The following is a 14,785-nucleotide window of genomic DNA, read 5'->3' as shown; positions in this document are numbered from 1 at the left end:
AGGGTATACTCTTCCGGATGAAAAGGCGGCCCGTGCGCTACACCCTCCTCCTGGCCAGAAGCGGCGGGGGAAGCCGCGCCTTAAGCCTTCCCGGGTGGGCGGCCCTCCTCCTCTTGGCCCTTTTGGCCCTCTGGAGCGGGGCCAACCTTTACTTCTGGCACCGGGCCAAGGAGGCCCGGGACCTGGAGGCGAGAATGCGGGCCCTCTCCCTGGAGGCCCGGAGGCTTTCCTTGGCCTTGGAGGCGGAAAAGGCCAAAAACGGGGCGCTTTCGGAGGAAGCGGAGCGCACCAAGAAGGAGCTGGAGGCCTTAAAAAAGGCCATAGACGAGCTCCGCCGCCGCGCCGGGCTTTCCCCGATAAACGCCCTCCCCGTGCGCTACCAGGCGGGGGGCCAGGGCGGGGGGGCCATGGCGGGGTGGGCGGAGGTGCGGACCACGGTGCTGGACCTGCAAAACCAGGTGCGGGAGCTGGTCCCAGCCCTGGAGCGGACCTTGGAGGTGGAGGCGAGCCTACCCCAGGGGCTTCCCTTGCGGAGCTATGGGGGCATCACCTCCTTTTTCGGCACCCGCAAGAACCCCTTCGGCCCCGGCCTGGAGTTCCACGACGGCCTGGATTTCTCCGCCCCTTACGGGGCTCCCGTGTACGCCACGGGGGGCGGGGTGGTGGCCCGGGTGGGCTGGATGGGGCCCTATGGCCTCGCCGTCCTCCTGGACCACGCGGAGGGGTACCAGACCCTTTACGGCCACCTCTCCCGCGTGCTGGTGCGGCCTGGGGAAAGGGTGGAAAAGGGGCAGGTGCTGGGCCTGGTGGGCTCCACCGGCCGCTCCACGGGGCCCCACCTCCACTATGGCGTCTACCGGTACGGCGTTCCCTTGGACCCGAGGCCCTATCTCCAGGCGGCCCGTTAGAATGGGGCGGATGCTGGGGAGGAGGCAGCACACCCTCACCTACCTGGGGTCCGACACCGAGGTCCTGGGGGACCTCAAGGCCAAGGGCCAGGTGCGCATTGACGGCCTGGTGCGGGGCTCGGTCTACGTGGAGGGGGAGCTGGAGGTGGGGCGGACGGGCCGCATAGAGGGGGAGCGGGTGGAGGCCCAGGCCGTCCAGATCCACGGGGAGGTGAAGGCGGACATCACCGCCGCCAAGGTGGCCCTTTCCAAGACCGCCCGCTTCACGGGAAGCGTGCGGGCCCAGGCCCTGGACGTGGAGGCGGGGGCGGTCTTCATCGGCCAGAGCCTAGCGGGGGAGAGCCGGGCCCTCGAGGCCCCCAAGGAGGCGTAGCGTGGCCCTGGAGAGGCTTTTTCGCCGCAAGCGCCCAAGCGGAGAAAACCGGGATGTCCCCGAGCTTTGGACCAAGTGCGAGGCCTGCGGGGCCCAGCTTTACAAGAAGGAGTTTAGGGAAAACCTCTACGTCTGCCCCAAGTGCGGCCACCACCACCGCATGTCCGCCGCGGAGCGGGTGGCCATGCTGGCGGATGAGGGAACCTTCCAGGAAACCACCCGCCTCGCCCCCTTGGACCCCTTGGGCTTCGTGGACACCAAACCCTACGCCGAGCGCCTCCAAGCCTACCAGAAGGAAACGGGGCGCAAAGACGCCATCCTGGGCGGCACCTGCGCCATCGGGGGGGTTCCGAGCGTCCTCTTGGTCATGGACTATGCCTTCGCCGGCGGGTCCATGGGGAGCGTGGTGGGGGAGGAGATCGCCCGGGGGGTGGAGCGGGCGGCGGCGGAGGAAAGGGCCTTGGTCATCGTGGCCGCCTCGGGGGGGGCGAGGATGCAGGAGGCGGCCCTTTCCCTCATGCAGATGGCCAAAACGGTGATGAGCCTGGACCTCCTTTGGGCCAAACGCCTTCCCTACGTTTCCATCCTCACCGACCCCACCACGGGCGGGGTCACGGCCAGCTTCGCCGCCCTCGCCGACGTGATCTTCGCCGAGCCCGGGGCCCTCATCGGCTTCGCCGGCCCCCGGGTCATCCGCCAGACCATCCGCCAGGAGCTTCCCGAGGGCTTCCAGCGCGCGGAGTTCCTCCTGAAGCACGGCATGGTGGACCGGGTCACGGACCGGCGCCAGCTCAAGGGCGAACTGGTCCGGGCCCTGCGCCACCTGCACCCCGGAGTCCCCTATGCCCCTGGAGTTTGAAAAGCCCATCCTGGAACTGGAAAAGCGCATCCAGGAGCTCAAGGAGACCGCCCGCACCACGGGCGTGGACCTGGAGGCGGAGATCCGCCTCCTGGAGGAGCGCTTGGCCCGGCTCAAGCAGGAGATCTACGGCCACCTCACCCCCTGGCAGCGGGTGCAGCTCGCCCGCGCCCCGGGGCGGCCCACCACCTTGGACGTCCTGGAGAAGGCCTTTCGGGACTTTTTGGAGCTCCACGGGGACCGGGCCTTCGCCGACGACCCCGCCATCGTGGGGGGGCTCGCCTACCTGGAGGGGGAAAAGGTGGTGGTGGTGGGCCACCAGAAGGGGCGGGATACCAAGGAAAACCTCAGGCGCAACTTCGGCATGCCCCACCCCGAGGGCTACCGCAAGGCCATGCGCCTCATGGACCTGGCGGACCGCTTCGGCTACCCCCTCATCAGCTTCATTGACACCCCGGGGGCCTACCCCGGGGTTTCCGCCGAGGAGCGGGGCCAGGCCTGGGTCATCGCCCAGAGCATCCAGCGCATGGGGCGCCTGAAGGTGCCCGCCATCGCCGTGATCCTGGGGGAGGGGGGAAGCGGGGGGGCTTTGGCCATCGGGGTGGCCAACCGGGTCCTCATCCTGGAAAACGCCTGGTACTCGGTGATCAGCCCCGAGTCCTGCGCCGCCATCCTCTGGCGGGACGCCAAGGAGGCCCCCAAGGCGGCGGAGGCCCTGAAGCTCACGGCCCAGGACCTCTTGGCCTTGAAGGTGGTGGATGCCATCATCCCCGAGCCCGAGGGCGGGGCCCACAAGGATCCGGACCGGGCCATACAGAACGTGAAGGAAGCCCTCTTGCGGACCCTGGAGGAGCTGAAGGCCCTTTCCCCGGAGGCGCTTTACCAAGACCGCTACCGCCGCTTCCGCGCCCTGGGGGCTTACGCCGAGTCTTAAGGAGCCTTGGCCTCCTTCCCTCAGGATTTTCACAGGAAGCCTTTAGCCTAAGGGCGGAGGTGAGGGATATGCGGAAGCTCCTTTTGGCGGTCCTGGGTTTGGGGGCAGCCTTGGCCCAGCAGCTTAGCCCCCAGGGCATCCTTATCAACCCGGTGCCCACGGATCTGGCGGTGAGGGTCTGGGTGGATAAGGACCCGGCCAAGCGCGGGAATGCCGTTTATCAGGTGGGCGAGCCCATCTACATCTACGTGAACGTCAACCAAGACGCTTACGTTTACCTCTTCAACATCAACGCCGACGGCAGGATTGACCCCATCCTGCCCAACGCCTACGAGCGGGACAACTTCCTGAGGGCGGGGGAGACCCGGCGCTTCCCTTCGGAAGGGGCCCGCTACCGCTACACCGTGACGGGCCCCGAGGGGGAGGACCGCATCCTGGCGGTGGCGAGCCGCAGGCCCCTTTCCCTGCAGGAGATTTTGGACGTGGAGGGGAACCGGGTTAAGGTCCAGGGGGCGGAGGGGTTGGCGCGGGCCCTTTCCATCGTCATTGAGCCCATCCCCGCCCGGGACTGGGTCACGGACGTGGCCCGCTATTACGTGGGCCGGGTGAGCGCGCCCCCCACCACCCCGGCCACGGCCACCCTGGCGGTGGACTCGAGGCCCCAAGGGGCCGAGGTCTACCTGGATGGGCGCTTCCAAGGGCGCACGCCCCTTTCCCTTTCCGTGAACCCGGGGCGGCAGGAGGTGGAGGTGCGGCTACCCGGCTTTCAGCCCTACCGGGTGGCGGTGAACCCCAGGCCCGGGGAGAGGGTGCAAATCTTCGCCCAGCTCGTGCCCGAGCCCCGGCAGGGCACCTTGGCGGTCTCCTCCACCCCCTCGGGAGCGGAGGTCTACCTGGATGGCGCCTTGCGGGGCCGCACCCCCCTAAGCCTCGCCTTGCCCGAGGGGCGGTACGAGGTGGAGCTCAGGCTTTCCGGCTATGAGCCTTACCGCGCCCGGGTGGAGGTGCGCCGGGGGGAGACCACGCGGCTGGAGGTGCGCCTGAACCCCATTCGCACCGGCACCCTCTTCCTGGAGTCCAGCCCCGCAGGGGCCGAGGTGTACCTGAACGGGCAGCTTAGGGGGCGCACCCCCTTGCGGCTTGCCCTGGAGGAGGGGACCTACCGGGTGGAGCTCAGACTTCCCGGCTACGAGCCCTACACCGCAAGCCTGCGGGTGGAGCGGGGCCGGGAGACGCGGCTTGCCGCGAGCCTCGTTCCCATCCGCACCGGGGAGCTTTGGCTGGAGGTGAGGCCCCAAGGGGCCGAGGTCTACGTGGATGGCCGCCTGGCGGGGCGGGGCTCCGTGCGCCTTAGCCTCGAGGCCGGCCTGCACGAGGTGCGGGTGGTGGCCCCTGGGTACGCGGAGTACCGGGCCCAGGTGGAGGTGCGCCCTGGGGAAAGCCTGAGGCTTTCCGTGGAGCTCGTGCCCCTGCGGGCGGTCTTGGAGCTTTACCTCAACGTGGAGGCCCGGGTCTTCCTGGACGGGGAAGAGGTGGGGGTGGCCCGGGGTGGCTACCTGCGCCTGGAGGTGCCCTTCGGCGAGCACGAGCTCACCTTGGTGGCCAAGGGCTACCGCACCTTAGTGCAGCCCCTCCGGGTAGGGGGCAACCAGGTCCTCCGCCTGGAGCTTAGGCCCCTTTAGGCCAAGGGGACCCCGGCCCTAAGGGCCGGGGTTTTCCCTGCGCCAGGCCAGGTAGGAGAAGACCACCAGGTACCCGCTTCCCAAGAGGAGCCCCAAAAGCCACAGCCAAACCCCAAGGCCCCCCAAGAAGGCGGCGGCCCAGGCAAGAAGCCCCAAGAGGGCGAAGACGAGGCCCGCCCGCCGGTGGGTCTTCCGCCACACCAGGGGGCTTTCCAGGGTCCAAGGGGTGCGCACCCCGGCCAGGTAGTTGGGGGGGAGCTTGGGCAGGAGGAGGCCGAGGGTCAAAAAGAGGAGGCCCGCCGCCAAGAGGATGGCCTGCTCCACGGGAAAAGGGTTTCCCCGCGCCCTTTGCCAGGTGGCGTAGAGGATGGCCCCTTGCAGGAGGAAGGAGGACCAAACCACCCCCGCCGTGAGCCAGGGCCAGATGGGGGGCGCCTTTCCCCGCATCTTGGGGTCCCACCGGGGCGCCCAGGCCAAAAGGGGGTAAAGGAGGAAGGTGAGGACCAGGGGCAAGAGGAAGATCTCCAGACGGCTTCCGTAGCGGTCCACCTCCCCCTGGAGGTTCCAGTGGGCGGGGATCCTTTCCGGCAGGTGGAGGTAGGCGTAAAGGGTGAGGCTCCAGGTGAGGAGAAGCCCCAAGGGGGCGAGGAGGCGCTCCACGCCCCAAGCCTATACCATGGGGGCATGGAGGCCATCGTCCTGGGGGGCGGGGAGGAGGCTTGGGCCAGGAAGTACGGGGTGCGGAGCAAGGCTTTGGTGCCCTACCGGGGGAGGCCCTTGGCGGAGTGGGTCCTCGAGGCCCTGGCCCAGGCGGGGCTTTCCGCCCTCTACGTGGGGGAAAACCCGGGGCTGACCCCTTCGCCCCGTTTGACGCTTCCCGACCGGGGAACCCTTCTGGATAACCTGGAAGCGGCCTTGGCCCACGTGGAAGGCCGGGTCCTGGTGGCCACCGCCGACATCCCCCACCTGACCCCGGAGGCGGTGCGCTTCGTCCTGGAAAGGGCCCCGGAGGCGGCCTTGGTCTACCCCATCGTGCCCAAGGAGGCGGTGGAGGCCCGCTTTCCCAACACCAAGCGCACCTACGCCCGGCTCAAGGAGGGGACCTTCACCGGGGGAAACCTCCTCCTCCTGGACAAGGCCCTCTTCTTCCAGGCCCTGCCCCTGGCCAAACAGGTGGTGGCCCTGCGCAAAAGGCCCCTGGCCCTGGCCCGCCTGGTGGGGCTGGACATCCTCCTCAAGCTTCTCTTGGGGCGGCTTTCCCTGGCCGAGGTGGAGGCCCGGGCCCGCCGCATCCTGGGGGTGGAGGCCCGGGCCCTCCTCACCCCCTACCCCGAGGTGGGGGTGGACGTGGACCGGGAGGAGGAGCTGGTAAGCTAAACCCATGCGCACGGTGAAGGAGCTACGCCTGGCGGGGCTTTTCGCCTACCTGGCGGCCTTGGTGCTGGGGCTACTTTTCTCCTACCTCCTCCACGTCCTCTTGGGGGAGGGGGGCCGGCTTGGTTGGGGAAGCTTTAACCTGCTGGGGCTTTTAGAGGGCCTGGGGTTCGTCCTCGCCTTTACCTTCGCCCTTTACCTGGCCAAGAAGGCGGTGCGGGTGCCCTGCACCACCTTGCTCACCGCCGGGCTTTTCGGCCCCACCCCGGCCCGCCGCCTGGCCCGGCCCCTGCCCCGGGTGGAGGGCCTCGAGGCCTATGAAGGCCGGGGGGCGGCCCTCTTGCTCCAGGAGGGGCGGCCCGTGGGCCTCTTGGGCCTTTCCGACCGCATCCTGCCCTTGGAGGAGGTGCCGAGCGTGGAGGCGGAGGTGGCCGTGAGCGAGCTCGCCCCCTTGTTTTTCCAAAGCCCTTTGGTTTTGGTGGTGCGGGGCGAGGAGGTCCTGGGGGCCATCCCACGGGAGGCCTTTTTCCGCCACCTGGGTTTTTGAGCTTGACAAAGGGGCTCCTGCCCTAAAATAGGGGGGAGCGGTTGCTCAGGAGGTGAAGGATGCCGCACGTGATCTGTGAGCCCTGCATCGGAGTCAAGGACCAGTCCTGCGTGGAGGTGTGCCCCGTGGAGTGCATCTACGACGGGGGCGACCAGTTCTACATCCACCCCGAGGAGTGCATTGACTGCGGGGCCTGTGTGCCCGCCTGCCCCGTGAACGCCATCTTCCCCGAGGAGGACGTTCCCGAGCAGTGGAAGTCCTACATTGAGAAGAACCGGAAGCTGGCGGGGCTAGAGTAAACCCCTTTCAGGGGCCGGCCCCGAGCTCGCGCACGTACCAGCTCAGGGCCGGCCCCCCATCCTTCACGTGGCGGAAGCCCTGGGCCCGGAAGAAGGCGATGGCGCGGGGGTTGTTGCCGTAGACCACGGCGTAAAGCCGCGCCACCCCGGCCAGGTGGTCCACCAGATGGGCCAGGGCCCGCCGCCCCAGGCCAAGGCCCTGGCGGTCTTCCCGGATGAGGAGGAGGCTCAAGGTGGCGTCCTCCGCCTCGGGGTAGTGGAGCTTGTAGTCCACATAACCCACGGCCTCCGCCTCCTGGAAGAGCAGGAAGGCGCGGCGGCGGGGGTCTTTTTCCAAGGTGGCGAGGTCGCGGGCCACGTCCTCGAGGGTGGGCATCTCCATCCCGATCAAGGCGAAGTACCCGGGGCTTTGCTGATAGACGCGGTGGAGAAGAGGGGCGTCCTCCGGGGTCGCCGGGCGGAAGGCGAGGCTTAGGGTCCGCATCCCCCCCATGCTACCCCGCCCCGCCTAAGGGGCGTGTGAAAGAAAACCGCCCCGGGCAACCCGGGGCGGCCCTTTGCCCTTTTTACCTGCGGGCCGGCTCCACCACGGTGACGTTCACCGCCTGGGGGCCCTTGCCGTTCTTGCCCGGCTCCACGTCAAAGGTGACGATGTCGCCCTCGTTCAGGGTGCGGAACCCCTTGGCGTTGATGGCGCTGAAGTGGACGAACACATCCGTGTCCCCCTCGCGCTCAATGAAGCCGTAGCCCTTCTCCGCGTTGAACCACTTGACCCGACCCTTCTGCATACCGCTCCTTCGCTTCCGGGCCCTTGCCGGGCCCGTATCCGGGGCCTTAGGGGTTGCTTTAGACCCAAGGGGCCACCCTGAAGCGACCCGGAATACCTCACTTTACCACAGACCGGGCTACTTGCGGAAGAACCCCTTAAGCCGTTCCCAAAACCCCTCGGGGGCCACCTCCTCCCCCACCTCCTCGGCGTAGGCCCTAAGGAGCTTTTGCGCCTTGGGGGAAAGCCTTTTGGGGACGGCGAGTTCCACCACCACCCTTAGCGCCCCCCGTCCCCGGCCCCCGGGGTGGGGGAGGCCTTCACCCGGTAGCTCAAACACCTCCCCGTGCCCCGTGCCCGGGGGGATTTCCAGGGGAATGGGGCCGGAAAGCCCAGGCACCTCCACCCGGGCGCCCAAGGCCGCCTGGGCCAGGCCCAGGCGCAGGCGGTAGACCAGGTCGGCCCCTTGGCGCTCCAGGTGGGGATGGGGGCGCACCCGCAGGCGCACGTAGAGGTCCCCCGGCCCTCCGGGGCCCAGGTTGCCGTAGCCGGGAACCCGGAGAAGGTGCCCCTCGTCCATGCCTGGCGGGATGCGCACGGTGAGCCTTTCCTCCCGGGGGATGCGCCCCCGTCCCCGGCAGGTGGGGCAGGCCTCCGCCAGGAGGTGGCCTTGGCCCTTGCAGTGGGGGCAGGTGGAGCGGGTTACGAACCCGCCGAAGAGGCCCTGGCGGACGCTTTCCACCACGCCCCGCCCCCCGCAGGTGGGGCAGGCCACCCGCCTCCCCCCCTGGCCCCCGCAGGCCTCGCAGGGCACGAGCCGGGCGTAGACCACCTCCGCCTCCTTGCCCAGGAGGAGGTCTTGGAGCTCCACCTCCACCTCCGCCTCCAGGTCCTCCCCCCTGGGGGCGGCTCGGGGGGAGCGGAAGCCGAGGACCTGGGCGAAGAGGTCAAAGAGGTCCTCCGCCGAGAACTCCGTTTGTCCCAAAAGGCCCCGGTCGTACTGGGCCCGCTTCTCGGGGTCCGAGAGGACGGCGTAGGCCTCGTTGATCTCCTTAAAGCGCTCCTCCGCCGCCTTGTCCCCGGGGTTGCGGTCGGGGTGGTACTGCAGGGCGAGCTTGCGGTAGGCCCGTTTAATTTCCTCCTGGGTGGCCTCGCGGCCCACCCCCAGGATGGCGTAGTAGTCCTTCATCCACTTAGCACTTTACAGGGAGGGCGCCCTTCTGCTAAAGTGCCAGGCAATGAGGCTCCTGCGAGCTATCCGGTAGGGGGCCCCTTCCTTCGGGAAGGGCCCCCCCGGTTTGGCCGCGGGGGCCTCGCTTTATCTAGGAGGAAGCCCATGTTGCTCCTGACCCCCGGACCCACCCCCATTCCCGAACGCGTGCAAAAGGCCCTCTTGCGCCCCATGCGGGGGCACCTGGACCCCGAGGTCTTGGCGGTGAACCGGGCCATCCAAGATCGGCTCTTAAGGCTCTTTGACCCCGGGGAAGGGGCGCTGGTGGCCGCTTTGGCCGGCTCGGGGAGCCTGGGCATGGAGGCGGGCCTGGCCAACCTGGACCAAGGCCCGGTGCTCGTCCTGGTGAACGGGGCCTTTTCCGCCCGGGTGGCGGAGATGGCGGCCCTGCACGGCCTGGACCCTGTGGTCTTGGAGTTCCCCCCGGGGGAGGCGGTGGACCCCGAGCGGGTGGCCCAGGCCCTAAAGCGGCGCCGCTTCCGCATGGTGGCCCTGGTGCACGGGGAGACCTCCACCGGGGTCCTGAACCCGGCGGAGGCTATCGGGGCCCTGGCCAAGGAGGCCGGGGCCCTTTTCTTTGTGGACGCCGTGACCACCTTGGGGATGCTTCCCTTTTCCATGCGGGCCCTGGGGGCCGACTACGCCTTCACGGGAAGCCAGAAGTGCCTTTCGGCACCCCCTGGGCTAGCCCCGGTGGCGGTTTCGGCGGAGGCCAGGAAGGCCTTTTCCGCCAAGCGGGGATGGTACCTGGACCTCACCCGGGTGGCGGAGCACTGGGAGCGGGGGGGGTACCACCACACCACTCCTGTCCTTCTCCACTACGCCCTCCTCGAGGCCCTGGACCTGGCCCTGGAGGAGGGTGTGGAGGCGAGGGAAAAGAGGGCGCGGGAGGTCTACGCCTGGCTCCTGGAGGAGCTAAAGGCCCGGGGCTTTGGCCCCTATCCCAAGGAAAGCCCCTTGCCCACGGTCTTGGTGGTCCGCCCCCCCGAGGGGGTGGAGGCGGACCGCCTGGTCAAGGCGCTGTACGCCCAAGGGGTAGCGGTGGCGGGGGGGATCGGCCCCACCCGGGGAGAGGTCCTGCGGCTCGGCCTCATGGGGGAGGGGGCCCGGAAGGAGCTTTACCAGGCTTTCCTGGAGGCCTTGGACCGGGTCTTGGCCCTAGCGTAGGAAGAAGTAGGCGTAGACCAGGGCCAGGGCCATGCGGTAGAGGGCGAAGGGGCGGAAACCATAGCGCTCCACGAAGCCGAGGGCCCAGCGCACGGTGAGGAGGGCGGTGAGGAGGGCCGAAAGGAAGCCCAGGAGGAGAAGGCCATACCCCCCCTCGGGCACCGCCTGGGCGCTTTTGAAGAGGTCGTAGCCCACCGCCACCAGCATGGTGGGCAGGGCCAGGAGGAAGCTGAACTCCGCCGCCCCTTTGCGGGCTAGCCCCAACAAGAGCCCTCCCAGGATGGTGGCCCCGCTTCGGCTCGTGCCTGGGAAAAGGGCAGCGAGGCCCTGGAAGACGCCGATGAGGGCCACCCGCCCCAAGGGGAGCTCGGTGGCGTCCTGGAAGCGGGCCCTTTCCGCCAGGCGGTCGGCGAAGAGGAGGACGAGGCCCACGAAGAAGAGGAAAAAGACCACCACGTCGTCCCGCCCCAGGACCACCCCCTTGATGAAGGGATAGAGGAGGAAGCCCATGGCCGCCGTGGGCAGGAAGGCCACCCCAACGCGCCACCAAAGGGCCCGGTCCACCAGGAAGCGCCTCCCGTAAAGGAGGAGGATGGCCAGGATGGCCCCGAGCTGGATGGCGATGAGGAAGGTCTTCAAAAAGGCGTCGCTTTCCACCGGCAGGCCCAGGAGATGGAAAAGTAGCGTCAGGTGGCCGGTGGAGGAGACGGGCAGGAACTCCGTGAGCCCCTCCACCACCCCCAAGAGAAGGGCTTCCCAAGCGCTCATGCGGCCCATGCTACCATGGGGGCGTGGAGGTGTCCGTCCTCATCCCCGCCGCCGGGAGGGGCGAGCGGCTCGGCCTGGGGCCCAAGGCCTTCTTGGAGGTGGGGGGAAAGACCCTCCTGGAGTGGGCCTTGGGCCCCTTCGCCCAGGCGGCGGAGGTCCTGGTGGCTCTGCCCCCGGGGGTGGAGGCGCCCAAAGGCCTCAGGGCCACGTTTCTGCCGGGTGGAGCCACCCGCCAGGCCTCCGTGGCCCGGCTTTTGGAGGCGGCAAGCCTTCCCTTGGTCCTGGTGCACGACGTGGCCCGGCCCTTCGTGAGCCGGGGCTTAGTGGAAAGGGTCCTAAAGGCCACCCAGGCCACGGGGGCCGCGGTGCCGGTTTTGCCCGTGCCCGACACCCTGGTGCGGCCGGAAGGGGAGGGCTACGGGGAGGTGGTGCCCCGGGAGGCCCTCCGCCTGGTGCAGACGCCCCAGGGGTTCTTCACCGCCCTTCTGCGGGAGGCCCACGCCCACGCCCGGAAGCGGGGGCTTTCCGCCACGGACGACGCCCAGCTGGTGCGGGCTTTGGGCTACCCCGTGGCCTTGGTGGAAGGGGAACGCACGGCCTTTAAGATCACCTATCCGGAGGACCTCCTCCTGGCGGAGGCCCTGGCGCGGGCATGGAACGGCTAGCGGTGGCCAAGGTCAACCTGGGCCTTTCCCTTTTGGGGAGGCGGCCCGATGGGTACCACGAGCTCCACACCCTCTTCGCCGCCCTCACCTTTGGGGACCGCCTCTATCTGGAGCCCATCCCCGAGGGGATTGAGTTCAGGGGCCGCTACGGCAAGCGGAACCTCGCCTACCGGGCGGCGGCTTTGTACCTGGAGGTGGCGGGCTTTCCGGGAGGAGTGCGGATCGTGCTGGAAAAGGCCTTGCCCGAGGGGGCGGGCCTGGGTGGGGGAAGCTCGGACGCCGCCCAGGTGCTTTTGGGCCTGAAGGAGCTCTACCCAGCGGAGGTGGACCTCTTTGCCCTGGCCCTTTCTTTGGGAGCGGACGTGCCCTTTTTCCTCCGGGGCGGGGGAGCGGAGGCGCGGGGGATTGGGGAGAAGCTTCGCCCCGTGGCCCTTCCTCCCCTGCCCGTGGTGGTCTTCGCCCCCGGCTTGCGCCTTCCCACCCCCCGGGTCTACGGGGAGGTGAAGCCCCACGACTTCGCCCCGGAGCTTCCCGTGGAGGAGATCCTGGCGGCTTTGGCGAAGGGGGAGGAGCCCCCCTATTGGAACAGCCTCGAGGGCCCCGCTTTCCGCCTCTATCCGGAGCTTAAGGAGGTGAAGGCCCGCCTGAAGGCCTTGGGGCTCAAGGGGGTGCTCATGTCGGGGTCGGGGAGCGCCTTCTTCGGCCTGGCGGAAAGCGAAGGCCAGGCCAAGGAGGCGGTGGCCGTCTTGCGGCACCAGGGGTTCGCCCGTTTTGGGGTTTTAGGAGGTGGCCATGTCTCCACTTGAGGAGGTGCTCGCCGCCCTCCCCGGGGCTCTAGGGGCCCTGAAGACCCTTCCCATCCGCTGGGACGAGGAGCGGTTTCTCTTTTGGCTCAAGCAGGACTACCCTTTCGTGGAGGCCCTTTACCACTACCAGGTGGGGCTTCTCCTGGAAGCCCCGCAACCCCACCGCCCCCCTTTGGTTCAGGCCCTCATGGCCACCGTGGAGGAGCTGGACTGGCTCCTTTCCCAGGGGGCGGACCCCAAGGAGCCCGTTCACCCGGTGCGCCGGGAGTACGTGGCCCTCTTGCAGGAGATGGCCGGGCTCCCTTACCCCTACCGCCTCGTCCTCTTCTACTTCCTAAACCGCCTTTTCCTCGAGGCCTGGAACGCCCACGTGGAAGGGGAAGGCCCCTGGCAGGAGCTCGCCGAGCACTGGTCGGCCCCGGAGTTCCAAGCGGTGCTCTATGACCTGGAAGTCATGGCCCAGGGCCAGCTTGCCGGCCTGGACCCGGGCCTTCTCCACCACTACTTGGGGCGCATCCTGGAGATGGAAAAGAAGACCTGGAGCCTCCTCCTCTAGTTGAGCTCCTCGCCCCAGGCTTCCTCAAAGAGGCGCTTGGCCTCTTGCACGCTGATCTCCAGGGTCTGGGAGACCTCTTCCGCCAATAGGTAGATGGCCCGCCTTAGGGCCTGGCGGTCCAGGTCGGCGAGGCCCCGCTCCAGCTCCCAGGCCCGAAGCTGCCCCGCCATCTGGGCGATGCGGTAGGGGTTCCCGTCCGCCAGGATCTCGCTCGTCTTCCGGTGCCGGGCCGCCCACTGCTTGGGCAGGGGCATGCGCCCGTTTTTCAGGAGGTCCAGGATGACGGGTACCTCCTCCGGGGCCAAGGCCTTGCGCATCCCCACGCTGTGGGGGGCCTCCACGGGTACGTAGGCCTTGGAACGGGAGCCGGGAAAATCCACCTGGTAGTAGGCCCGGCTCACACCGCTCACGCTCCGTTGGGCTATGCCCGCCACCACACCGACCCCGTAAGGGGGTAGGACCACCTTGTCGCCGGGACGAAACTCTTTCACGGCGCGACTCCTTTCCGGAGCACCAAAAGGAGGTGCTCCATGTAGGCCTCCACCTCTAGTTGGGGGGTACACCCTAAGGCCGCGAGGACGGCGGCGGTGGCCTTAGGGGAAAGTTCGGGCCGCACGGCCCCTTCCGCCTGGCCGCTTCGCACCAGCTCCTCCAGGAGATCCAGGTAGTGCTGGTGCAGGCCCTTCAGCCAAGGGGTGGGGTCCTCCATGGCCTCCCGGGCCACGGCGGCCCACAGGCCCCGCCATTCTTCTATCCAGGCCAGGCGCTTGCGCAAGAGGGCTTCCAGGCGCACAAAAAAGGGCGCCCGCAGGCGCACCACCTCCTCCACTTCCCGGTAGAAGGCCCACGTCCTCTCCTCCACCAAGGAGCGCAGGAGGTCCTTCTTGTCGCGGAAGTAGAGGTAGATGGTGCCCTTGCCCACCTCTGCCCTCCGGGCCACCTCCTCCATCTTCAGCCCGGAAAGCCCCATCTCCCGGAGGATTTCCAAGGTGGCCTCGAGGATGGCCCGCTTCTTGTCCTTGGAAATCGCCCCCGGGGGGGATACCATCGCGGCCACGTCCTTGAGTCTACCACACCGCCCTTTTCCTTTCATGAGGAAGGCGCTACCCTAAAGGGCAAGGAGGCAGGGTATGCGTCAGGGCTTTTTCGCCTTGCTCACCGCGGACCCCTTGCGGGGGGCCTTGCGCCCTGTGGAGGAGAGGCTTTTGGCGGAGGCCCGGGGGGAGGCGCTCTTCCTCGTGCCTTACCCTTTGCGGGACCTGGCGGAGGCCTGGCGCCTGGCCTACCGCCACCTGGGGCTTAGGCGGGGGAAGGTGGTCTACCTGAGGCGAAGGGAGGAGGCCTTTGACCCCGAGGTGGCGCATAAGGTGGCGGAAAGCCCCTTGGTGCTGTTGGCCGCCGAGGGTCTCCCGGAGTTTTTGGACCTCATCCGGGGAAGCCTCCTCCTTCAGGCCCTCCTGGAGGTGTACCGCCAAGGCGGGGGCGTGGTGGCCTTGGGGGAGGCGGCGGGGATACTGGGGGAGGCCGCCTTCTACTCCCTGGAGGGAGAGGTGCGGGCGGCCTTGGGCTTAGCCCTTCTCCGGGGCCTCGCCCTTTTGCCGCGGGTGGAGGAGCGGGGGCGGTTTTTGGCCCTTTCCCGCCTGGTGGCGGATAACCCCGACCTGGTGGGCCTGGGGCTTTTGGAAAACACCGCCTTGCGCCTCCTCAAGGGCCTAGGGGAGGTCTGGGCGGGCGGAGTGACCCTGGTGGACGCCGGGGGGGCGGAGTTCACCGCCAGGGGGGTGAAGGGGCTTAAGGTGGACGTGCTTTCGGCGGGGGAGCGCTTCCCCTTGCCCGCCCTTTAGCCTTAC

Annotated in this window: 20 protein-coding genes; 13 read left to right on the top strand and 7 right to left on the bottom strand. The window is 68.6% G+C overall.

From position 1 onward, the window contains the following. Window positions 1-17: 17 nt before the first annotated feature. The 5 genes from QT17_RS06070 to QT17_RS06050 all read left to right on the top strand — a co-directional run bounded on the left by QT17_RS06070 (window position 18) and on the right by QT17_RS06050 (window position 4,756). Window positions 18-908 carry a M23 family metallopeptidase gene (locus QT17_RS06070; protein ID WP_039457818.1) on the top strand — a complete coding sequence of 297 codons (891 nt, stop codon included), beginning with the start codon at window positions 18-20 and terminating at the stop codon, window positions 906-908. 10 nt (window positions 909-918) lie between these two features. Then, a complete protein-coding gene (locus tag QT17_RS06065) occupies window positions 919-1,281 on the top strand; it encodes a polymer-forming cytoskeletal protein (RefSeq protein ID WP_039457816.1) in 363 nt (120 codons plus the stop codon). Window position 1,282: 1 nt separating this feature from the next. Further along, entirely contained in the window at window positions 1,283-2,140 is an 858-nt protein-coding gene (gene accD / locus QT17_RS06060) for an acetyl-CoA carboxylase, carboxyltransferase subunit beta (RefSeq protein ID WP_039457814.1), read from the top strand. Next, window positions 2,124-3,074, top strand: a complete 951-nt coding sequence (locus QT17_RS06055) for an acetyl-CoA carboxylase carboxyltransferase subunit alpha (protein ID WP_039457811.1) — start codon at window positions 2,124-2,126, stop codon at window positions 3,072-3,074. The genes accD and QT17_RS06055 overlap by 17 nt, the downstream gene beginning before the upstream one ends. Before the next feature lie 68 nt (window positions 3,075-3,142). Beyond that, window positions 3,143-4,756: a PEGA domain-containing protein gene (locus QT17_RS06050; protein ID WP_039457808.1), complete on the top strand. Its 1,614-nt coding sequence runs from the start codon at window positions 3,143-3,145 to the stop codon at window positions 4,754-4,756. Window positions 4,757-4,774: 18 nt separating this feature from the next. Here QT17_RS06050 and QT17_RS06045 read toward each other — a convergent pair whose 3' ends face one another. Then, the gene (locus tag QT17_RS06045) at window positions 4,775-5,416 is read right to left on the bottom strand and encodes a DUF1648 domain-containing protein (protein WP_039457804.1); all 642 of its coding nucleotides are present in this window, start codon (window positions 5,414-5,416) and stop codon (window positions 4,775-4,777) included. Window positions 5,417-5,440: 24 nt separating this feature from the next. On the opposite strand from QT17_RS06045, the gene QT17_RS06040 reads away from it, so the two are divergent. From QT17_RS06040 to QT17_RS06030, 3 genes are read left to right on the top strand one after another with little or no spacing between them, the layout of a single operon-like run. Next, entirely contained in the window at window positions 5,441-6,133 is a 693-nt protein-coding gene (locus QT17_RS06040; protein WP_039457801.1) for an NTP transferase domain-containing protein, read from the top strand. A gap of 4 nt (window positions 6,134-6,137) precedes the next feature. Then, complete coding sequence (locus QT17_RS06035) at window positions 6,138-6,677, top strand: hypothetical protein (protein WP_039457799.1); 540 nt, start codon at window positions 6,138-6,140, stop codon at window positions 6,675-6,677. Window positions 6,678-6,736: 59 nt separating this feature from the next. After that, complete coding sequence (locus tag QT17_RS06030; RefSeq protein ID WP_003043460.1) at window positions 6,737-6,976, top strand: ferredoxin; 240 nt, start codon at window positions 6,737-6,739, stop codon at window positions 6,974-6,976. Window positions 6,977-6,983: 7 nt separating this feature from the next. Here the strand turns inward: QT17_RS06030 and QT17_RS06025 are convergent, their stop codons facing one another. The 3 genes from QT17_RS06025 to QT17_RS06015 all read right to left on the bottom strand — a co-directional run bounded on the left by QT17_RS06025 (window position 6,984) and on the right by QT17_RS06015 (window position 8,931). Then, a complete protein-coding gene (locus QT17_RS06025) occupies window positions 6,984-7,469 on the bottom strand; it encodes a GNAT family N-acetyltransferase (RefSeq protein ID WP_039457788.1) in 486 nt (161 codons plus the stop codon). Window positions 7,470-7,542: 73 nt separating this feature from the next. Continuing rightward, a complete protein-coding gene (locus QT17_RS06020; RefSeq protein ID WP_014516375.1) occupies window positions 7,543-7,764 on the bottom strand; it encodes a cold-shock protein in 222 nt (73 codons plus the stop codon). A 117-nt stretch (window positions 7,765-7,881) separates the two neighbouring features. After that, a complete protein-coding gene (locus QT17_RS06015; RefSeq protein WP_039457783.1) occupies window positions 7,882-8,931 on the bottom strand; it encodes a DnaJ C-terminal domain-containing protein in 1,050 nt (349 codons plus the stop codon). Between the two features lie 147 nt (window positions 8,932-9,078). On the opposite strand from QT17_RS06015, the gene QT17_RS06010 reads away from it, so the two are divergent. Next, window positions 9,079-10,140 (top strand): aminotransferase class V-fold PLP-dependent enzyme, encoded by a 1,062-nt coding sequence (locus QT17_RS06010; protein WP_039457781.1) that lies wholly within the window; start codon window positions 9,079-9,081, stop codon window positions 10,138-10,140. Here the strand turns inward: QT17_RS06010 and QT17_RS06005 are convergent. Then, window positions 10,132-10,917 (bottom strand): undecaprenyl-diphosphate phosphatase, encoded by a 786-nt coding sequence (locus QT17_RS06005; RefSeq protein ID WP_039457777.1) that lies wholly within the window; start codon window positions 10,915-10,917, stop codon window positions 10,132-10,134. The two genes, QT17_RS06010 and QT17_RS06005, sit on opposite strands and share 9 nt — an antisense overlap. 14 nt (window positions 10,918-10,931) lie before the next feature. Between QT17_RS06005 and ispD the strand changes: the two genes are divergently transcribed. Genes ispD through QT17_RS05990 form a run of 3 tightly spaced genes read left to right on the top strand, consistent with a single transcriptional unit; the run spans window position 10,932 to window position 12,935 of the window. Beyond that, window positions 10,932-11,573: a 2-C-methyl-D-erythritol 4-phosphate cytidylyltransferase gene (gene ispD / locus QT17_RS06000; protein WP_039457774.1), complete on the top strand. Its 642-nt coding sequence runs from the start codon at window positions 10,932-10,934 to the stop codon at window positions 11,571-11,573. Continuing rightward, a complete protein-coding gene (gene ispE, locus QT17_RS05995) occupies window positions 11,561-12,379 on the top strand; it encodes a 4-(cytidine 5'-diphospho)-2-C-methyl-D-erythritol kinase (protein WP_039457771.1) in 819 nt (272 codons plus the stop codon). The genes ispD and ispE overlap by 13 nt, the downstream gene beginning before the upstream one ends. Continuing rightward, the gene (locus tag QT17_RS05990; RefSeq protein ID WP_039457768.1) at window positions 12,366-12,935 is read left to right on the top strand and encodes a hypothetical protein; all 570 of its coding nucleotides are present in this window, start codon (window positions 12,366-12,368) and stop codon (window positions 12,933-12,935) included. The genes ispE and QT17_RS05990 overlap by 14 nt, the downstream gene beginning before the upstream one ends. On the opposite strand, the gene QT17_RS05985 is transcribed toward QT17_RS05990, so the two are convergent. Together QT17_RS05985 and QT17_RS05980 are read right to left on the bottom strand one after the other, a co-directional pair. Beyond that, window positions 12,932-13,426, bottom strand: a complete 495-nt coding sequence (locus QT17_RS05985; RefSeq protein WP_039457767.1) for a CarD family transcriptional regulator — start codon at window positions 13,424-13,426, stop codon at window positions 12,932-12,934. The genes QT17_RS05990 and QT17_RS05985 overlap by 4 nt on opposite strands. Next, a complete protein-coding gene (locus QT17_RS05980) occupies window positions 13,423-13,983 on the bottom strand; it encodes a TetR/AcrR family transcriptional regulator (protein WP_039457764.1) in 561 nt (186 codons plus the stop codon). Before QT17_RS05980 ends, QT17_RS05985 begins: the two co-directional genes overlap by 4 nt. Before the next feature lie 82 nt (window positions 13,984-14,065). On the opposite strand from QT17_RS05980, the gene QT17_RS05975 reads away from it, so the two are divergent. Further along, entirely contained in the window at window positions 14,066-14,779 is a 714-nt protein-coding gene (locus QT17_RS05975) for a cyanophycinase (protein WP_039457761.1), read from the top strand. Window positions 14,780-14,785: the final 6 nt, after the last annotated feature.

It is taken from the genome of Thermus sp. 2.9, from assembly GCF_000794385.1.
GTDB classification, from domain to species: Bacteria; Deinococcota; Deinococci; order Deinococcales; family Thermaceae; genus Thermus; species Thermus thalpophilus.
The sequence above is the reverse complement of the archived record's forward strand: the minus strand, read 5'-3'. Positions and strand labels throughout refer to the sequence as shown.